The sequence below is a fragment of the Rhodococcus sp. DN22 genome, assembly GCF_036669995.1.
GTDB lineage: Bacteria > Actinomycetota > Actinomycetes > Mycobacteriales > Mycobacteriaceae > Rhodococcus_F > Rhodococcus_F erythropolis.
In genome coordinates, this window is the sequence record NZ_CP133326.1 from 5679057 (window position 1) to 5696702 (window position 17646).

At 62.2% G+C, this 17646-nt stretch carries 22 protein-coding genes; 13 read left to right on the top strand and 9 right to left on the bottom strand.

All coding sequences use genetic code 11. From position 1 onward, the window contains the following. Positions 1-62: 62 nt before the first annotated feature. On the bottom strand, positions 63-1496 hold the full coding sequence (locus RA302_RS26150) for an FUSC family protein (RefSeq protein ID WP_051720854.1): 1434 nt from the start codon (positions 1494-1496) through the stop codon (positions 63-65). 58 nt (positions 1497-1554) lie between these two features. Between RA302_RS26150 and RA302_RS26155 the strand changes: the two genes are divergently transcribed. After that, complete coding sequence (locus tag RA302_RS26155) at positions 1555-2070, top strand: MarR family transcriptional regulator (protein WP_003940222.1); 516 nt, start codon at positions 1555-1557, stop codon at positions 2068-2070. Between the two features lies 1 nt (position 2071). On the opposite strand, the gene RA302_RS26160 is transcribed toward RA302_RS26155, so the two are convergent. Then, complete coding sequence (locus RA302_RS26160; protein ID WP_003940256.1) at positions 2072-2476, bottom strand: PaaI family thioesterase; 405 nt, start codon at positions 2474-2476, stop codon at positions 2072-2074. 117 nt (positions 2477-2593) lie between these two features. Between RA302_RS26160 and RA302_RS26165 the strand changes: the two genes are divergently transcribed. Beyond that, complete coding sequence (locus RA302_RS26165; RefSeq protein WP_030536494.1) at positions 2594-3037, top strand: helix-turn-helix domain-containing protein; 444 nt, start codon at positions 2594-2596, stop codon at positions 3035-3037. 2 nt (positions 3038-3039) lie between these two features. On the opposite strand, the gene RA302_RS26170 is transcribed toward RA302_RS26165, so the two are convergent. From RA302_RS26170 to RA302_RS26185, 4 genes are all read right to left on the bottom strand, one after another. Then, positions 3040-3495, bottom strand: a complete 456-nt coding sequence (locus RA302_RS26170) for a PPOX class F420-dependent oxidoreductase (RefSeq protein ID WP_030536493.1) — start codon at positions 3493-3495, stop codon at positions 3040-3042. A 33-nt stretch (positions 3496-3528) separates the two neighbouring features. Continuing rightward, complete coding sequence (locus RA302_RS26175; RefSeq protein WP_030536492.1) at positions 3529-4038, bottom strand: hypothetical protein; 510 nt, start codon at positions 4036-4038, stop codon at positions 3529-3531. A gap of 70 nt (positions 4039-4108) precedes the next feature. Continuing rightward, positions 4109-4924 (bottom strand): DUF72 domain-containing protein, encoded by an 816-nt coding sequence (locus tag RA302_RS26180; RefSeq protein WP_030536491.1) that lies wholly within the window; start codon positions 4922-4924, stop codon positions 4109-4111. A 44-nt stretch (positions 4925-4968) separates the two neighbouring features. Then, complete coding sequence (locus RA302_RS26185) at positions 4969-5151, bottom strand: hypothetical protein (RefSeq protein ID WP_007729726.1); 183 nt, start codon at positions 5149-5151, stop codon at positions 4969-4971. An 81-nt stretch (positions 5152-5232) separates the two neighbouring features. Between RA302_RS26185 and RA302_RS26190 the strand changes: the two genes are divergently transcribed. From RA302_RS26190 to RA302_RS26210, 5 genes are all read left to right on the top strand, one after another. Further along, a complete protein-coding gene (locus RA302_RS26190) occupies positions 5233-5553 on the top strand; it encodes a GYD domain-containing protein (RefSeq protein WP_030536490.1) in 321 nt (106 codons plus the stop codon). Between the two features lie 44 nt (positions 5554-5597). After that, positions 5598-6446 carry an LLM class F420-dependent oxidoreductase gene (locus RA302_RS26195; protein ID WP_030536489.1) on the top strand — a complete coding sequence of 283 codons (849 nt, stop codon included), beginning with the start codon at positions 5598-5600 and terminating at the stop codon, positions 6444-6446. 75 nt (positions 6447-6521) lie between these two features. Next, positions 6522-7271, top strand: coding sequence for an SDR family oxidoreductase (locus RA302_RS26200; RefSeq protein WP_030536488.1), 750 nt, complete (start codon positions 6522-6524; stop codon positions 7269-7271). Positions 7272-7333: 62 nt separating this feature from the next. After that, a complete protein-coding gene (locus tag RA302_RS26205; protein ID WP_030536487.1) occupies positions 7334-7798 on the top strand; it encodes an Rrf2 family transcriptional regulator in 465 nt (154 codons plus the stop codon). Positions 7799-7916: 118 nt separating this feature from the next. Next, positions 7917-9059, top strand: coding sequence for a GGDEF domain-containing protein (locus RA302_RS26210; protein WP_007729732.1), 1143 nt, complete (start codon positions 7917-7919; stop codon positions 9057-9059). A 27-nt stretch (positions 9060-9086) separates the two neighbouring features. Here RA302_RS26210 and RA302_RS26215 read toward each other — a convergent pair whose 3' ends face one another. Further along, entirely contained in the window at positions 9087-9971 is an 885-nt protein-coding gene (locus RA302_RS26215) for a helix-turn-helix transcriptional regulator (protein ID WP_007729733.1), read from the bottom strand. A gap of 167 nt (positions 9972-10138) precedes the next feature. Here RA302_RS26215 and RA302_RS26220 point away from each other — a divergent pair, with 167 nt between their 5' ends. Genes RA302_RS26220 through RA302_RS26235 form a run of 4 tightly spaced genes read left to right on the top strand, consistent with a single transcriptional unit; the run spans position 10139 to position 13495 of the window. Next, complete coding sequence (locus RA302_RS26220) at positions 10139-11176, top strand: zinc-dependent alcohol dehydrogenase family protein (protein WP_030536486.1); 1038 nt, start codon at positions 10139-10141, stop codon at positions 11174-11176. A 36-nt stretch (positions 11177-11212) separates the two neighbouring features. Continuing rightward, complete coding sequence (locus RA302_RS26225) at positions 11213-12691, top strand: MFS transporter (RefSeq protein ID WP_238054088.1); 1479 nt, start codon at positions 11213-11215, stop codon at positions 12689-12691. Continuing rightward, positions 12666-13052, top strand: a complete 387-nt coding sequence (locus tag RA302_RS26230) for a DUF2255 family protein (protein ID WP_007729735.1) — start codon at positions 12666-12668, stop codon at positions 13050-13052. Before RA302_RS26225 ends, RA302_RS26230 begins: the two co-directional genes overlap by 26 nt. A gap of 29 nt (positions 13053-13081) precedes the next feature. After that, positions 13082-13495, top strand: a complete 414-nt coding sequence (locus RA302_RS26235; protein WP_007729736.1) for a cupin domain-containing protein — start codon at positions 13082-13084, stop codon at positions 13493-13495. A 13-nt stretch (positions 13496-13508) separates the two neighbouring features. Here the strand turns inward: RA302_RS26235 and lexA are convergent, their stop codons facing one another. Further along, complete coding sequence (gene lexA / locus RA302_RS26240; RefSeq protein WP_172403444.1) at positions 13509-14198, bottom strand: transcriptional repressor LexA; 690 nt, start codon at positions 14196-14198, stop codon at positions 13509-13511. Positions 14199-14275: 77 nt separating this feature from the next. Between lexA and RA302_RS26245 the strand changes: the two genes are divergently transcribed. Further along, positions 14276-14734, top strand: coding sequence for a hypothetical protein (locus tag RA302_RS26245; protein ID WP_030536483.1), 459 nt, complete (start codon positions 14276-14278; stop codon positions 14732-14734). Positions 14735-14836: 102 nt separating this feature from the next. On the opposite strand, the gene RA302_RS26250 is transcribed toward RA302_RS26245, so the two are convergent. Next, entirely contained in the window at positions 14837-16336 is a 1500-nt protein-coding gene (locus RA302_RS26250) for an NAD(P)/FAD-dependent oxidoreductase (protein WP_030536482.1), read from the bottom strand. A 517-nt stretch (positions 16337-16853) separates the two neighbouring features. On the opposite strand from RA302_RS26250, the gene RA302_RS26255 reads away from it, so the two are divergent. Then, on the top strand, positions 16854-17513 hold the full coding sequence (locus RA302_RS26255; protein ID WP_003939969.1) for a LuxR C-terminal-related transcriptional regulator: 660 nt from the start codon (positions 16854-16856) through the stop codon (positions 17511-17513). The last annotated feature ends 133 nt before the right edge of the window (positions 17514-17646 follow it).

A 17646-nucleotide genomic window follows, 5' to 3' on the forward strand; every position in this document is an offset into this window, starting at 1 on the left:
CGCAGTACCGGAAACACAGCAGTACCGGAAACACGGCAGTACCGGAAACACGGCAGAACCGGTTACACGGTGACGTGGTGGCGATCCGATCGACTGATCGTCACAGCGGCGACGACAACACCGATCACCACGCCGATGAGAGTGTCCGCGACGCGAGCCACTGCCGCTTCGGTCCCGATCGGAGCACTGAAACCGATGAGGAGCAGTGCCATCGGGGTGACGGCCAGTGATGTCAGTGCATAGTTCTTGATCACGAGCAGCTCAGCAGCAGTCTGCAGAATCACGACCACGGCAACCGCTTGCCAGTAGCCGAGCGTCAATGCGATGAGAGCAGCAGCGACGACGGCGCCACCGACATTTCCCACCAACCGCTGAATCCCACGCTGGACGGTCTGCTTGTAGTTCAGCCCCTGCATCGCGGCGATGGCACCCATCGACGCCCAGAGCGGATGCTCCAACCCGGCTCCCGCCGCGAGCCAACCGGCCAGAGCCGACGCTGCCACGATGCGGAGAGCATTCATCCGCACCGGGCGCGAATACAGCCGATTCAATCCTTCGAGAAAATAGCCTTCGGGCGCGGCCAGGTTCTTTGCCGGTGCGAGATCGTGTTCGATCATGCTGGAACGCTTGAGCTTCCGAAGCTCCTTCTCGTGCCGAGCAATGCTGCGAATCAGGGTGGCGTCGCCGTGCAACTGCCACTCCTGAACTGCCGCTTCTGCTTCGTCGAGCACCGCCACCAGTTCGCGTCCGTGATCGACGGTCGACTTGATCCGGCCACTCGACGCAATAACCAAGCGGGCGTTGGCAATCGATCCGAGCGCCGGTTCCACTCCGTCTGCGCCGGACTGTTCGAGACGCCCCACCGCAGAAACTGCACGGGCAACTGCCAGGCGGGCAGGTCCCATCGGCAGTACGAGCGCTGGGAGCATCGCGGCCGCCCAACCGACCAGAACTCCGAGCGCACCGGCAGTGACCAACCGCGCCAAATCATTAACGCTGGAGGCATATCCGGCTGCACCGGTCGCCGCGAAGACGAGGATGACGGGCCCTGGCCCGGTGATCCGGAAGCCCGACATGAAGCAGTACGACGCACCCGCAAGCAAAGAGAGGATGCCGATCTGCAACCACATCGGAACGCCCGCGACACCCATGGCGCCGCCGAAGGCAATCGAAACCACCAGTGCAGCACCCACCATTGCCAGCTTGCCGGCCAACCGTGGATACGCCTCGTACCTGCCGAACGCGGCACACAGCGCACCCAAGGCCGCGAAGCCGGCCAATTCCCGATGCCCGAGCAGTCCGCCGACCACGAGGACTACGGCGGTGGCGAGTCCGACTCTGATCGCCGGGGCGATGGTCGCGTCCGCGGATCCGATACGAAAAGCCGCTCGCCACGTCGCCCCGGAGACGGTATGTGCAATGGCCCCACTCGAATGAGTGAGACGGCTGGGCGTCCTGGCTGCGGTTTCGGTTCGAGTCACCCACCCAGCATACATTTATTTCACTAGTAAATTACTTGTGAAGTAATGTGAAATCTGTCGCTAAGATGGGGCCATGGGCGCGGCGAACAGATCCGAAGACGACTTCATCGACAAAGTCCGTCGCGAATGGAAGCGCGCCTACCCCGAGTTCGACACTGCTCCCGTCGAAGTGATGGGCCGGATCGCCCGCATCAACGCGCAGTCTCTTCACCAGCTCGACCGGGCGCTGGCGTCCAGCGGGGTCTCTCGAGCCGAATTCGACGTGATGAGCGCACTCGCTCGCAGTGACCGTCCCCTGCGGGCGAGCGAGGTCACCGCCGTCACGATGGTCAGCGGCGCCGCCACCACAAAACACGCAGACCGCCTGGCCAAGCTGGGCTTTGTCGAGCGTCAACGTTTCGAACACGACGGGCGGGTGGTTCTGCTTCAACTCACCGATGCCGGTCGCGCATTGGTCGAGGCAGAGTTTCCCCGACGCGTCGAGCGCGACCGTCAAGTACTCACCGGACTCGACGAGGACGAACGTGCCCAACTGACGGCACTGCTCAAACGCATCTCACTCAACATCGACTCGGGGATCTGGGACTGACCTACTTCGGCAGCGGTACGTTCTGCAAACGCACCTGACCGCGCGCCACCTCTTTGCCCGATTCCGGATCGGTGATGACCACCGACCACAACTGCTGAACCCGGCCCTGCTGTATCGGCACAGCCACGACGTCCACGCGCCCACCCGTACGCGCCCGCAGGAAATCCGTTCCGTTGTGCACTCCGACGGCAAATTCGCCACGGTCCGCCACTGCAGTGCTGGCCCCGATGCTCGCGGCGGACTCGACGGCGGTCGTGTAGACACCGCCGTGGACTACGCCCCACGGCGTGTGATGCTCCTCGGACAGATCGATGTGCCCGACAACCTTCGTGCCGGACACCTCGTCCAGTTGCAATCCGGCAGCGCTGACAAATCCGCTTGCTGCCTCGAGATTCAATTCCGTCATGACGACCCCTCATCTGCTCCGTTGGATTTCTCGACCTACCTTCCGCCCTCGAATACATGCCGTCAAGTGCTAAGTTGGAATTCCCAACTAACATTTCCAACTAACAGGGGCCCAGAAATGACGGCGACAAAAGGACGCAACTGCTCCATCGCCAACGCCTTGGAGGTCGTCGGCGAGAAGTGGTCACTGTTGGTGCTCAGAGAAATCGCCCTCGGGCAACGACGGTTCGACGAGATCGCCGCGGGCACGGGTGCGAGCCGCGACATCCTCGCCGCGCGTCTACGCACCCTTGTCGACGCCGACGTCCTCGCGAAGCGACGCTACGAAGACCATCCACCGCGCTACGAATACGTCGCCACCGAATCAGGGAAGGCGCTCTATCCCATTCTGATGGCGCTCATGGAATGGGGGGACGCCTTTGCGACGACGGGTCCACCGCCAACCGTCGTCGAACACCGTTGCGGTGAGATCCTGCACGCCCAAGTTGTGTGCGCGCACTGCAAAGAGCCGCTGGCCGCCAAAGACGCGCATGTAGTCGAACTCTCGCCGCCTGCTCGATAGCGTCAGCGTCCGGGCGGAAACCCGCCTGTTGCGATCGGACCCCAGGAGTCGACGGTGACGCGGATCAGGCTCTTACCCTGCTTGCGCATGGCTTCGCGGTACTCGTCCCAGTCGGGATGATCACCGGCGATGGATCGGTAGTAGTCGACCAACGGTTCCACCGAGTCCGGGAGGTCGATCAACTCCGCGGTTCCGTTCACCTGGACGTACGGGCCGTTCCACTCGTCGGAGTGGATACACAGAGACACCGCCGGGGTGCGGCGGACATTCGCGGCCTTGGCCCGTTCCGGGTACGTGGAGATGACGATCCGACCCTCGTCGTCGACCCCGCACGTCACCGGAGAGATCTGCAACTCGCCGGATTTCTTCACCGTGACGAACGTGGCCCGATGGCGCGGCCTGACGAATTCGAGGAGCTCGGCAAACGACACACGATCTGCGCTGGCGATCTTGGACATGACCTCAGCCTAATTCGATTTACGAACTGACGCTCAGGGCATCTCGATGGTCTGAGCACGTGCGATTTCGCCGATTGCACGAATGATGTACGCGCTCTGAGCTTTCTTCACTCCGGTCGACAAACTCCCGATGACCAGAACCGCCGAACGCAGGTACGCGCCGTGCCCGATACGGAACGAATCGTCTTCCAGATCCGAGATCCCGAGCGCCCCGGTGTAGACCGCAGCGAGCGCCTGCACGTCCAGATCCGGCAGCCACACGATCGTGGACTTGGCGCAGGCGGTGAGCGCATCCTGCACGTCCTCGCTGGACAAGCCGTCCGGATGCGTGTCCTCGAGCAATTCGCGCACGATCGCCGCGTGAACCGAGCTGACCTGCTCGAAAGAGAGCCCGCGCAGTTCCTCGACAGCCACGAGTAGTCCGTCACGATTTGCCGCCCGCACCGCGGCGAGTGCGTCGGCCGTGGCATCGGCGATGTCACGGGCGACCTTCGGCCAATGCGTCGGCCAGCTCTGTTCTGGCGTCCGCTGTTCTGGCGTCATCGTGGTATCTCCTCGGTCCTCGTGTTCATGCGGAAGCCTTCCACATCCCACCGACAGGCCAGGCGATCCGTCAGCGCAGCCGCTCCAACAAGGACATTGCGTTGTGCGGCGCAAAGCCTTTCATGTCGTTGTCGAAGTAGACGTACACGTCGAGGCCCTCGTCCATCCAATCCCGAAAGCGCTTGGACCACTTGTCCAGAGCTTCGTCGGTGTACCCACTCGCATACAGTTCCTTGTCCCCGTGCATCCGCACATAGACAAAATCGGCAGTAGGAGTGGTGATGCGGGGATACCTGCCGGCTGTGTCTGCGACGACAAAACCGATGGAGTGCTCGCGCATCAGGTCCACGGCTTCGTCGGTCTCGAAGCTGGCGTGCCGCGCTTCCACCGCGTAGCGAATCGGCACGTCCCTCTCGGTCTGGGCGAACACTCGGTCTTCGGTGAGTTTGTCGTCGTGCTGTGCTGCCAGATCGGCTGCAGCCTGAGTGGTACGGGGAAGACCGTCGAAGAAGTCGGCCAATCGCTGCGATTCGAACTGCAGCGTCGGAGGTAGTTGCCACAGAATCGGCCCGAGCTTGGGGCCGAGGGCGAGCGTTCCGGCGGCAAAGAAGTTGGCGAGTCCGTCACGGGCGTCGAGCAGCCGTTTCATGTGTGTGATGTACCGGCCGCCCTTGATCGCGAACACGAAATCTTCGGGAGTTTCGCTGCGCCATTTGGTGTAGCTTTCCGGCTTCTGCAGCGCGTAGAACGAGCCGTTGATCTCGATCGACGTCAATCTCTCTGCGGCATAAGACAATTCTTTGCGGTGAGCAAGACCTTTCGGATAGAAATCTCCGCGCCACGCGGGATACGTCCACCCGGAGATACCTACCCGAATATCTGCCATCGATTCAGACTAAGCGGCACTCGAGCGTTTTGGCACTCCGTGTTTCAAACTCCGGCGCTGAGCGCGACGGATACCGGTACGACGGTCAGGCACACCACCGCACCGACGAACAACGCGATCACGAGGCGACGGTCCCACTTTCCGCGTGCACCACTGGCAGCGAGCATGAAGATCACAAAACCTACACACACGGACACGATAGTCACGATCACCGGAGTTCCAACCATGCCGTGATTGTCCCCTACCCATTGCCACCGAGCGCCCTACGGGTACACGATCGAAGTACCCATCCCGAGCTAGGAGTGGAAATGCCGAAATACCTCTGGCAAGTGACGTACTCACCCTCCGGCGCCGCCGGTCTACAGCAGGAGGGAGGCACTGCGCGGCGCGACGCGATAACGCGAATGGTCGAAAGCATCGGTGGCACTGTCGAATCCTGCCACTTCGCACTGGGCGGTCGCGACATGTTCGTGATCGGCAACCTGCCGGACGACGTCGCGGCAGCCGCATTGAGCATTCGCACGGCTGCGGCAGGTGCAGCACGCTCGGAGTCGATCACACTGCTCACGCCGGAGCAGATCGACGAGGCAGTCAAGCGACCGACCGACTACCGCGCGCCGGGCAAATGACGACGGAAGGAATAGATCCCGGCAGCAGCCGAGTTGCACCCGCTGTGACGGAGACTACGAAAACACCTGACCTGGGAACCTACGGAATCTGGCGAGGAGCGGCTGGTTTGCCGCCCGAGCTGGGAACTGCGATCGAGAAACTCGGTTTCGGCACCATCTGGATCGGCGGCTCCCCACGCGCCGATCTACGGATCGCCGAGAAACTTCTCGACGCGACCGAGCACATCACCGTGGCAACCGGAATCGTCAACATCTGGTCCTCACCTGCGGCTGAGGTGGCGGAGTCCTATCACCGACTCGAAGCCGCGCACCCGGGTCGATTCCTGCTCGGCGTAGGCGTCGGACATCCGGAGGCTACCGGCGACTACACCAAGCCGTACGCCTCACTCGTGTCGTACCTCGACGAACTCGACGCGGCCCAGGTCCCGGAATCGCGGCGCGTCCTCGCCGCACTGGGGCCGAAGGTGTTGAAACTGTCCGCCGCTCGCGCCGCCGGCGCGCATCCGTACCTGACCACCCCCGAACACACGGCCGAAGCTCGCGAAATCCTCGGCCCTTCGAAGATCCTGGCCCCCGAGCACAAGGTTGTCCTGGAAACCGATCCGGAGAAGGCCCGAGCAATCGGTCGCCCCGCCGTCGCCAACCCGTATCTGTATCTGCGCAACTACACGAGCAATCTCGAGCGCCTCGGTTTTGCGCCCGAAGAGTTGGCCAACGAGGGGAACGATCGCGTCATCGACGCCCTGGTTGCACGCGGTACCGCGAAGTCCATCGCGGATCGACTTCGCGAGCATGTCGCGGCGGGTGCCGATCACGTTGCGATCCAAGCACTTCCCGCCGAAGGTGATCCGATCGCGACCTACGAAGCACTGGCCGCCGAACTCTTCGACTGACCGGGCAACCCTTGACTTGGATAAGTAGTGTCCAAGTATACTTGGACACTACTTATCCGAGTAAAGGAGAAAAACATGAAGATCGTCATTTTCGGAAGCGGACTCATCGGAAGCCAGGTCGCCGCCAAGCTCGCTGACGCCGGGCACGACGTGAAGGCGCTCGGTCGGGCAGACGGGATCGACATCACCACCGGCGCAGGTATCGCCGAGGCAGTCGAGGGTGCCGACGTCGTCGTGGATCTGACCAATTCCCCTTCGTGGTCGGACGACGACGTCTTGGCCTTCTTCCGCGACGGAACCGGCCACATCCTCGCCGCGGAGGAGAAGGCAGGCGTCGGGCACCACGTCATCCTGTCCATCGTGGGTGCCGATCGACTGCCCGATTCCGGGTACATGCGAGCCAAGGTCGCCCAGGAAGACCTGGTCAAAGCGGGCCCGACCCCCTACACGATCGTCCGATCGACCCAATTCTTCGAGTTCGTCGCCGGAATCGCCGACGCGGGAACCACCGACGGCGCCGTCCACGCAACGCCGGGACACCTGCAACCCATCGCGTCTCGAGACGTCGTGTCCCACGTCGACGAGGTAGTGACCGCCGCGCCGCGAAACGGCACGGTCGAGATTGCCGGACCCGAACCGCTGGGCATCGACGAACTGGTCCGGCGCTTGTTCCTCGTCACCGGCGACAAGCGTTCGGTGATCTCCGATCCCGAAGCCGGCTACTTCGGCGCGAAACTCGACAACTCGGCACTGACCCCGACACCCGGTGCAGATGCATGGATCGCGCCGACAACATACGACGCGTGGCTTGCCGAGAAGGCCTGACGTCGACAACTCGAGCGACGTCCGGCCCTCACCGCTTTCCGCGGCGTCGATAGAGTCCAATCATGAAGCTTTCCGGAGGCGTGGAGTGGTCACTCCACTGCTGCGTGGTTCTGAGCCAGTCCGAGGGGCCGGTACCCACAGCCAGACTCGCCGAACTTCACGGGGTGTCGAAGACATACCTGGCGAAGCATCTGCGAGCGCTCGCGCACGCCGGTCTGGTCAATCCGACCGAGGGCCGAGACGGCGGGTACGTTCTCACCCGGGCTCCCGAGAAGATCACCGTTCTCGACGTCGTACAGGCCGTTGACGGCACCGAACCTGCGTTCCGGTGCACGGAGATTCGACAGCAAGGAATCCTCGCCGCCCCACCGGAACAGTGCCGTTCCGCCTGCGGAATCGCCAAGGTCATGGCCGACGCCGAAAAAGCCTGGCGCGCATCGCTGTCGGGGGTCACTATTGCAGATCTTGCTGCAACCCTGGACCTTCCGGCACTCAGAAAGATCCTGATCACACCGATCACACCCTAGAGCAGCCCACACCCCACGAGACGGCAATCCATCGTTCAACTATCGGGTACCTTGTTCGGGGATCAAATCTTGACGAAGAATCTTCCGGGAATTTTCGCAAGATCTCGGAGGGGGTTTCATGGGAGTCAGTGGCGCTGCGGGGTTGGGGCAGAACATTCGTCAAACAACTGGACTGTTGAGTCGCTGGTGGTCTCTTGCGTACGACGGCGAATGGTTCCCGAGGTTCCTGGCTGCTCGATCGATGTTGGGGACAGCCAGGGTGGTCGTCACCTTTTGGTGTGCTGTGTTCGTGGCACTCGCCGTACTGGCTCAATTCGTGAAGGGTGGCGCAACCGAGCTCCCTGAACGGCTCGCGGCGGGCGCAGCATGCATGATCGCGCTCTACTGCATGATTCGCTGGTCACTCGGACGGTCTTGGCCGAGTCACCATCAATCCGTTCGTTTCGTTTCGCTCACCAATATCTGCTTGTCCTTGATACTTCTCGCCGGAATCCATTCGAGCTTCCTGGCATTGACCGGCACCGTTCTGTTCGTGGTCGTCGCGAACTATTCGTCGGTATTCCACAGCCCTCGAATAGTCACAGCACAGATCACCGGCGCGCTGTTCGTCGTCGCGCTACTGACAATTCGAGCTGTAACCGATCCGGATACCGACTCTTCGCTGTCGGTGTCCACTGGATTCGTCATCGGGTGTGTTATCGCTTCAGCCTCGATGACCGTGCATTTCCTCGTCCTGTATTTGACCGACGACGCACGACACTCTTGGCGCGATCCACTCACCGCTGCCCTGAATCGACGTGGGCTGCACAATGTCTGGCAACAGTTGTTCGGTGTCGGCGAACTCCAAGGACACGTAGTCCTTGCGGTGGTGATCGATGTCGATTCTTTCAAGAGCGTCAACGACAAACTGGGTCACGCGGAAGGCGATCGGATGCTGGTGACAGTCGGCCGGCGCCTGAACTCGGTGGTCGGAGAGGTCGGGCTGGTTGCGCGGACTGGCGGCGACGAGTTCGTGATTCTCATGCCCGTGGAGCCACGTCGCATCGAACAAACCGTGGTGGACATTCACAATTCGATATCGCGGCCCGCCGGCCGGCAGTCGATTTCCGTGAGCGTCGGAGCCAGCGTGTGGCTGTCCTCGACAATCCCGGACGCTTCGGGAACCATCGATCGGATTCTTGCCGACGCCGACAACGCGATGTATCGGGCGAAACGACGAGGTGGAGACCAGGTAGCTTGGGCAGTAACGCATCTGAGCTGAATCGACACGATTACCTGTCGATCGAATTCAGAGCGCCGCTTCGCTGTCGTTCGCCGGATCCAGCTGATCCTGGGTTGCCGCCCAACTCGCCAAGAGTTTGAGTGCGTCAGCCGTGGGCGTCCCCGGCGCCGCGGTGTAGACCAGCAGTGTCAGCCCGGGATTGGACGGCAGTTCCATCGCCTCGAAGTTCAGCTCCAGGTCTCCGACGACGGGGTGACGAACCTTCTTGAATCCCGTCCGATGAAAGCGCACATTGTGTTTCGCCCATCGGGTGCGGAATACCTCACTGCGAGTGGCAAGTTCGCCGATGAGCTCGGTCAACGCCTTGTCATGAGGATTGCGCCCCGCTTCCGAGCGGAGCATCGCGGCGATGTCGTCTGCCGCGCGCTCCCAATCCACGAAGAAGTCCTGCGATGCCGGGTCCAGGTACACGAAGCGGGCGTTGTTCGCCGGCCTACGTGGATCGGCCAACACCGGCGAATACAACGCGCGCGCCATACGATTGGCCGCCAGCATGTCGTGCCTGGCATTACGTACCCACGCCGGTGCGTCGGTGATGGCGTCGAGTATCTGCTGAATCGCCGGGCTCACGCCCTTGGGGGCGGGCCGCTTTCTACTCGGTGCGCCTGCACTGGCCGCCTTCGCGAGGTCGTACAAGTGGGCAGTTTCGGCTTCGTCGAGTTGCAGTGCTCGGGAAAGGCTTTCGAGCACCGAGTCCGACGCTCCCGCCAGATTTCCGCGTTCCATGCGCACGTAGTAGTCGATGCTCACACCGGCGAGCAGAGCGACTTCCTCACGGCGCAACCCCTTGACGCGACGGTTTCCGCCGTAGGCCGGCAGCCCTGCCTGCTCGGGTGTGATGCGAGCACGACGGGAGCTGAGGAATTCGCGGATCTCGGCTCGGTTGTCCATGCAGTTCACGTTACTCGAGCGGAGAAGACCGAGGGAGGTACTGCCGTTACCTGGAACAACAGACACTCCCGCGCCCGCGAGGCGTGGCGTTGACTGATTGCAGTCGACCGGTCCACGCCGAAACGTCGACTTCGAAGCACGCGACACCAGAAGCAAGAGGGGACACCATGCGAGCAACCATCATGTACGGCGCCGGAGACGTTCGAGTCGAGACCGTGCCCGATCCGGCACTGCAGCAGCCGACGGACGCGATCGTGCGGGTCGTCAGGGCGTGCGTTTGCGGCTCTGACCTGCACCCTTACCACAACATGCCGGCCACGCCCGGTGGTTCCCCGATGGGCCACGAATTTGTCGGAGTGGTGGAAGAGACCGGTCGCGAGGTGTCCACGTTGAAGAAGGGCGACTTCGTCATCGCCCCCTTCGCCTGGTCCGACGGGACGTGCGACTTCTGCCGCGAAGGCTTGCAGACGTCTTGCCGACACGGTGGATTCTGGGCCGGAAACGGGATCGGAGGCGGTCAGGCAGAGGCCATCCGAGTGCCGTTGGCAGACGGCACCCTGGTCAAGGCGCCGGTCGGTGAGGATTCCGAACTCCTACCGTCACTGCTCACACTCTCCGACGTCTTCGGCACCGGCTATCACGCGGCGGTCAAGGGTGGCGTCAACCAACGCACGACGGTCACGGTCATCGGCGATGGAGCCGTGGGGCTGATGGCAGTGCTCTCCGCCAAACGCCTCGGCGCCGAGCGCATCATCCTCATGGGGCGCCACAAGACCCGCACGGATCTCGGTCTCGAGTTCGGAGCCACCGACGTGGTTGCCGAACGTGGAGATGAGGGCATCGAGAAAGTCCGCGAACTGACCGGAGGCGACGGCACTCATGTCGTCCTCGAAGCGGTAGGTCACATGCCTGCCTACGAGCAGTCGCTCGGAGTTGTCCGACCGGGCGGCGTCATCAGCCGAGTCGGGGTACCACAATACGAAGAAGCTCCAATCGGATTCGGGACACTCTTCGGACCCAACATCACACTCACCGGTGGACCGGCCCCGGTGCGCGCGTACATCGAAGAGCTGATGCCGGATGTGCTCGATGGAAAGATCGAGCCGGGCAAGGTCTTCGACCACACCGTCGGACTCGACGACGTAGCGGAAGGCTACCGAGCCATGGACTCCCGTGAATCGTTGAAGGTCCTCGTCCGCCCGTAGTCCACCACTTGCGAAAGTCCACCACTTGCGAAGAAGATGCGCGTGACCCACATTGCCACCCGTCCTGTTGCCGGTCGCATCAATCCCACCGCGATCCTGGCGATCATTCTGATCAGCTATTTCATGATCCTGCTCGACAATTCGATCATCTTCACCGGGCTACCCAGCATCCAAAGCAGCATGGGTTACTCGGCAACCGGGCTGTCCTGGGTCCAGGACGCCTACACCCTGGTGTTCGGCGGGCTTCTCCTGCTGGGTGCTCGTCTCGGGGACATCTTCGGCCGTCGTCGCGTATTCGTGGCCGGTCTCGCGATTTTCGCGATTGCGTCGTTTCTCGTCGGGGTCGCGCCGAACGGTTGGTGGCTCATCGCAGCGCGCGCTCTCCAAGGCGTCGGAGCAGCAGTGGTCGCCCCGGCGTCGCTGTCACTGCTGACCGCCAGTTTCCCGCCCGGCCCGGAGCGAACGCGCGCTGTTGCCTGGTACGGCGCTGCTGCGGGAATAGGCGCCAGCCTCGGACTCGTGATCGGCGGCGCCCTTGCCGACTGGGTGTCTTGGCGCGCAGGCTTTTTCATCAACGTTCCGATCGGTATCGCGATGATCGCTCTCGCTCCCCGGTTCATTCCGGAAACCGAGCCCCACTCCGGACGTTTCGATGTGGCCGGCGCTGTTCTCGCCACACTCGGGATGACCGCGATCGTCTTCGGCACCGTCAACTCGGCCGAAGCGGGGTGGACCTCACCGATCACCGTTGCGACACTGGCGGCCGGGGCGATACTACTGACCTTGCTCTTCCTCAACGAAGCGAGAGCGGAGCAGCCGATCATGCCACTGCGGTTGTTCCGTAGCCGGGAGCGATCCGGGGCGTACGCCGCCCGAATGCTCTATCTGGGTGCCATGATCGGATTCTTCTACTTCACGACTCAGCTACTCCAAGGCGTCATGGGCTTCAGCGCGTTCCAAGCAGGCATCGCCTTCTTCCCGATGACGATCGTCAATTTTGCTGTGGCGATGCTTATTCCGCGACTGACACCGCGATTCGGAAATTCCGCAATTCTGTCGGTTGGCATTGCCGTCACCCTGGCCGGGATGGCGTGGCTCAGTCTGGTCCATCCCGGCAGCACGTACCTCACTGCGATAGCACTTCCGATGATCTTGATCGGCGCCGGACAGGGGTTGGCTTTCGCCCCACTGACTTCTGCCGGCCTCTCCGGGGTACAGGCCGAGGATGCCGGTGCCGCATCAGGATTGGTCAACACTGCACACCAACTGGGCAGTGCTCTCGGACTCGGCATCCTCGTCGCAGTCTCCGCGGGCGCCGGATCCTCTGCCGACGACGCTACAACGGCACTCACCGATCACGTATCAACGGCTCTCACCGCAGGCACCGCCCTGCTCGCCGCTTGTCTCGTCATCGTCCTCGCACTGATCGTCCCGGTTACGAGAACGCGAAGTACCGCAAAGCAATTCGACCAGGAGAAAGGAAGCCGAGATGTCGCACTCGTGGACCGAGGCTGAACTGACCAAGATCGGCGACGCCGAGGAGTTGCAGGTCTCCTCGTACCGCCGAGACGGAACCGCAAGGCCGTACGTCACGATTTGGGTTGTCCGTACCGACAACCAACTGTACGTTCGCTCGGCCTACGGAACCGACAACCCGTGGTTCGTCCGAGCAACGGCAAGTGGAACGGGCCGAATCCGAGCAGGAGGAATCGAGCGGGACGTGGCGTTCGAGTCCGCCGCACCGGATGCCCACTCGTCGATCGACTCCGCCTATCACACCAAGTACGACCGCTACGGCCCGCAGATCGTCGGCTCCGTCACCGGCCGCGCCGCCGCACCCAACACCATTCGACTTGTTCCGCTGACGCAGAACTGAACCGCCCCTTTCGATTCCGAGGAGACCTCATGGAAATCTTGAAGCCCCAGCCCACCAGCAAAGCACCCAGCGACTGGTTCACCGGCGACGTCTGGTGGGACGTCATCTACGCCGGACAGGAGCCGTCGAGGATGCGCGCCAACATGGTTCGCTTTGCACCGTGCGCGCGAACCGACTGGCACTCCCATGCAGTCGGACAGACCCTCCACATCGTCTCCGGTACCGCGCTGGTTCAAGCTCGCGGCGGCGAGATCGTCGAAGTCCACCCGGGTGAGACCGTCTACACCCCAGCGGGAGAGGAACACTGGCACGGCGCGGCACCCGACCGTTTCATGAGCCACCTCGCACTGTGGGAAGGACCCGGCGACGGAGGCACCGAAACTACATGGGGCGACAAAGTCACCGATGAGGAATACGGCGGTCCCCGCGCCAAACGTCGTTGAGACCGGACACCTCTCAGATACGGCGCATCACGGAAACAACTTTGCCCAGGATGACCGCGTGATCGCCGTCGATGACGCTGTACGCGGGATTGCGAGGCTCGAGGTACACGTGACCGTCGCGACGCCGGAGCACCTTCACCGTGGCCTCGCCGTCGATCATCGCGGCGACGATCTCACCGGAATGAGCTTCGTCCTGGCGGCGCACCACGACGACGTCACCGTCACAGATCGCTGCGTCGACCATCGACTCACCACGCACCCGAAGTCCGAACACCGTGCCAGAGCCGACGAGCTCGCGAGGAAGCGCAAGCACCTCGTCGGCGTGCTCCTCCGCGAGGATCGGCGCGCCGGCCGCGATGTCACCGACGACCGGAACCGTCACCGTATTCGACGACGACTGTTCCTTCGCGCCTACGAGGAACGGCCGCACGTCCAACTGCCGAGCCATGGCCGCTCCCCTACGGAGGAAGCCCTTCTCTTCGAGACTCTTGAGGTGCTTGGACACCGTCGACGTCGAGCGCAGACCAACCGCGTCTCCGATCTGCCGTGTGCTCGGCGTGCACCCGTTGGCAGCCACGAGATCCCGGATGGTCATCAGAATCTGCTGCTGGCGGAGCGGCAGGGAGGAGGCGTCGAGGCCACCGAACATGTCGAGATCGTCGTAATCGGTCACGATGAGAATCGTAGTGAGGGGCCCCGACATCCAGGCCAGGCAGCCGGAGTCTGCCAGAAACGGCACAGGCAGTTTGTTTCCCGAGCGGCGCATGGCACGCTGAGCTGATGGAGCCTCTCGAACCGATGCGCCCGGTCAGTGTTGCAGTCGACACGCGGATCAAGACTCCACTCTGGAAGATGGTGGTGCTCTATCCGGCAGTGACATCGGTGTTCATGTTTGCCGCGCTCACCACCCGAACGGGAATTGGTCTTGTCGTACTCGGACTGGCCATTTTCGTAGTCGGCGCGACCACTTACGCGATGTCGGAGCGACGGATGCTTCGGGAGAACTCAGGGGTTCGAGTTCCATACTTCGCCGGACCTCCCGTCGCCCCGCGGCACGTCGATCTACTCGCGGCAGCAGGGATGCCCCTGCTTACGAGTGGAGCTGTGTTGACCGTGCGAGCGTCCGAAGCAGCGCGCCCCTGGGTCTTCATATCGGTGTTCTTGATAGCGATGGTCCTGGCAATAACTGTCCCGATGGTTGTGCATAACGCGCGGGTCAAGCGGACAGAATCAGCCTGAGCAGTCACGCCATACCGACATCTTGCAGCGTCACGTTCAGCCTTCCCAGACGTCGGACCGACGTCTGGGTGGTGCGACCGGTCCATCCCCCGGTGGAGCCGACTATGCGCTGGCGACCTTGCTATCAGGCACGACAGCAATATCGACCTTGCTGAACTGCAGCACGCCGTCTTCGATCTCGGCGTCGTGCATCAGCTTGCGGTCGCGGTAGTAATTGTTGACCACTTTCCACGCACCGCGGGCACCCTGACGCGGCATCTCTCCGTCGCCGCGCTGGATGTAGCCCGAGGTCAGGGCTCCGCCCATGAGAGATTCTTCGGCGAAGTCCTCAGGTTCGGCGTGAACCTCGAAAGTCGTGTAGTCGCGCTTACGCATGATCTTGAGTACGCGACACAGATAGGACGCGGCCAGGTCAGCCTTGAGCGTCCACGACGCGTTGGTGTAGCCGAGGATCATCAGGAAGTTCGGGATGTCGGAGTAGAGCACGCTCTTGTAGGCCACAGTCTCGTTGAGCTTGACCGGCTCGCCGTCGATGCTCATGGTCGCCCCGCCCAGGATCTGTACGTTCAAGCCGGTCGCCGTGACGATGACGTCGGCCTCGATTTCGCGACCCGACTCGGTCACGATGCCCTTCTCGGTGAACGTGGCGATACGGTCGGTGACGATGTCGGCCTTGCCGCTCTTGAGCACCTTGAACAGGTCCCCGTTGGGAACTACGCACAGGCGCTGATCCCACGGGTTGTAACTGGGAGTGAAGTGACGCAGGTCCACGTTCTTGCCGAGTTGCAAGCGGATCTGGGTGAGGAACAGCTTCTTCGCCAGCTTCGGATTGGTGCGTGAGAGCTGAAAGCTGGCGCGTTGCAGTGCGATATTGCGGGCTCGACCGATCTTGTAAGCGATCTGATCGGGAACGCGTGCAAGCTTGAGACCCTTGGCCACAGGGTCCTCGGACGGTAGCGCCTGGATCCACGTGGGCGAGCGCTGCAGCATGGTGACGTGACCGGCAGTGGGGGCCATCGACGGGATCAGCGTGATCGCGGTGGCACCGGAACCGATGACCACTACCTTCTTTCCGGTGTAATCGAGATCCTCCGGCCAGTGCTGCGGGTGCACGATCTGACCGCGGAAGTCGTCCTCACCGGGGAAGGCGGGGCGGTATCCCTTGTCGTAGTTGTAATAACCACAGGCGCCGACGAGGACGTTCGCGGTCCACGTCTCGGTCTCCCCCGTCGCCTCGACCAGGACGGTCACGGACCACTGAGCAGTCGCGCGATCGAAGTCCATTGCCACGACCTTGCGGCCGAAGTTGATGTGGTCGGTGACGCCGTATTCCTTGGCGGTTTCCTCGACGTAGTCACGGATACTGGCGCCGTCTGCGAGCACTTTGGTTCCGATCCACGGACGGAAACCGAATCCGAAGGTGAGCATGTCGGAATCCGAACGGATGCCGGGATACTTGAACAGGTCCCAGGTGCCACCGATGTTCTCGCGGCGTTCGAGGATCGCGTAAGTGCTTCCGGTCTGCTCACGAATGAGGTGGCAAGCCGCGCCGATTCCGGACAAGCCAGCGCCGATGATCAGTACGTCGACATGCTGTGTCATGAGGAAACTCGTTTCGTCGGTCGTCGCGAAGCTACTTCTGGCGTCGGCAGTGACCGAGAACGATCGGCCGGTTCAGGCCGGGTTCCCTAAGGTCAGCGCCAATGAACAGGGTATGTGCAACTGACGGTAACAGTCAATATCTCGACCCGGCCGCGTACGGAACATTGAGGCGCGACGCACCGGCCTCGCGGAAACTCGATCGAGACGCCTGAATGCCTCGAGCCATTGGGGAGTCGTTCACGTCGTCGACGGAACGCCTAATGGCTCGTCTACGCGGGATACTCATCGCCCAAATATTCAGCGCCCTAGCATAATTCGAAGGTCCACGATCAGGTGTCGAACGCGCGAGTTTCCATGGGAGGACGGGCAACTGCGATATCGCCGTAACCTTCGTGCGCATCAGCGGAAAGGTCACTGCGATAGCTAACCTGCTGACGAAACCACGCTGAAAGCAACGGTTTTGGTTCCGCAGCGAAGAGAGCGGGCGGAGTGGACCTCCACCGGAGATGTAGTCGCTATGACACTCTCCAGCACAGTCACCCTGTACACCACTCATAGCGATCGAGAGTTCGCCAATGCAATCGCTGCCGGAATCAGCGCCAGGGCTTATTCCGAGCCACAAACCGCAGACATGAGCCTGTTAAGGCATCACACCAGCGATCACGGTAGAGCGCTCGTTCTCCTACCACTCGGGGGCGTCGATTGGCAGGTGAAGGAGCTCTCCGCGCTCGAGGGATCGGTCCTGGTCGGCGATCTCAGTAGCGGCAACTCCATGATTCGGGGGCTCGCAGCGGGCGCCCACGCCGTGCTCAACTCTCAACTGCCATTCGCATCCCTGCTCGATGAGCTGCAGGCCGCGATCAACCCCAACTCCGCTCGGTCTGCACACGACAAGTCCTCGCTCGTACAACGCATCCGGTTGCGCACCGAAGAATTCGCACGAATCAGCAGTCTCACCGATCGCGAGTTCGAGATCGTGGGCCTTCTCTACGGAGGCTCGAATGTCGACTCGATTGCTCGAACCGCCCACATCGCACCGACCACGGTTCGCGCCCACATCCGAAGCATCCTGCAAAAACTGGGGGTGCATTCCCAGCTGGAGGCATGCGCGATGCTCCGCCGCTCTGGTCACGACGCACGCAGACACCCACTGGAACTTCGGATCGGACGCTTCTAGCAGGAAGTGCCCCAGACACACTCGCCGAGATGGGGTGCCGCCCCTGATCGAACTCGACCTTCGAAAAGATCGTCAATTTTGACGATTCGATGACGCGCCCGGACGTCGAATATTAGGTCCTACACGACACCGA

Coding starts and splice junctions, on each gene's coding strand:
- RA302_RS26150 (WP_051720854.1), bottom strand. CDS start 1,496: ATGTATGCTGGGTGGGTGACTCGAACCGAAACCGCAGCCAGGACGCCC.
- RA302_RS26155 (WP_003940222.1), top strand. CDS start 1,555: ATGGGCGCGGCGAACAGATCCGAAGACGACTTCATCGACAAAGTCCGT.
- RA302_RS26160 (WP_003940256.1), bottom strand. CDS start 2,476: ATGACGGAATTGAATCTCGAGGCAGCAAGCGGATTTGTCAGCGCTGCC.
- RA302_RS26165 (WP_030536494.1), top strand. CDS start 2,594: ATGACGGCGACAAAAGGACGCAACTGCTCCATCGCCAACGCCTTGGAG.
- RA302_RS26170 (WP_030536493.1), bottom strand. CDS start 3,495: ATGTCCAAGATCGCCAGCGCAGATCGTGTGTCGTTTGCCGAGCTCCTC.
- RA302_RS26175 (WP_030536492.1), bottom strand. CDS start 4,038: ATGACGCCAGAACAGCGGACGCCAGAACAGAGCTGGCCGACGCATTGG.
- RA302_RS26180 (WP_030536491.1), bottom strand. CDS start 4,924: ATGGCAGATATTCGGGTAGGTATCTCCGGGTGGACGTATCCCGCGTGG.
- RA302_RS26185 (WP_007729726.1), bottom strand. CDS start 5,151: ATGGTTGGAACTCCGGTGATCGTGACTATCGTGTCCGTGTGTGTAGGT.
- RA302_RS26190 (WP_030536490.1), top strand. CDS start 5,233: ATGCCGAAATACCTCTGGCAAGTGACGTACTCACCCTCCGGCGCCGCC.
- RA302_RS26200 (WP_030536488.1), top strand. CDS start 6,522: ATGAAGATCGTCATTTTCGGAAGCGGACTCATCGGAAGCCAGGTCGCC.
- RA302_RS26205 (WP_030536487.1), top strand. CDS start 7,334: ATGAAGCTTTCCGGAGGCGTGGAGTGGTCACTCCACTGCTGCGTGGTT.
- RA302_RS26210 (WP_007729732.1), top strand. CDS start 7,917: ATGGGAGTCAGTGGCGCTGCGGGGTTGGGGCAGAACATTCGTCAAACA.
- RA302_RS26215 (WP_007729733.1), bottom strand. CDS start 9,971: ATGGACAACCGAGCCGAGATCCGCGAATTCCTCAGCTCCCGTCGTGCT.
- RA302_RS26220 (WP_030536486.1), top strand. CDS start 10,139: ATGCGAGCAACCATCATGTACGGCGCCGGAGACGTTCGAGTCGAGACC.
- RA302_RS26225 (WP_238054088.1), top strand. CDS start 11,213: ATGCGCGTGACCCACATTGCCACCCGTCCTGTTGCCGGTCGCATCAAT.
- RA302_RS26230 (WP_007729735.1), top strand. CDS start 12,666: ATGTCGCACTCGTGGACCGAGGCTGAACTGACCAAGATCGGCGACGCC.
- RA302_RS26235 (WP_007729736.1), top strand. CDS start 13,082: ATGGAAATCTTGAAGCCCCAGCCCACCAGCAAAGCACCCAGCGACTGG.
- lexA (WP_172403444.1), bottom strand. CDS start 14,198: ATGTCGGGGCCCCTCACTACGATTCTCATCGTGACCGATTACGACGAT.
- RA302_RS26245 (WP_030536483.1), top strand. CDS start 14,276: ATGGAGCCTCTCGAACCGATGCGCCCGGTCAGTGTTGCAGTCGACACG.
- RA302_RS26250 (WP_030536482.1), bottom strand. CDS start 16,336: ATGACACAGCATGTCGACGTACTGATCATCGGCGCTGGCTTGTCCGGA.
- RA302_RS26255 (WP_003939969.1), top strand. CDS start 16,854: ATGACACTCTCCAGCACAGTCACCCTGTACACCACTCATAGCGATCGA.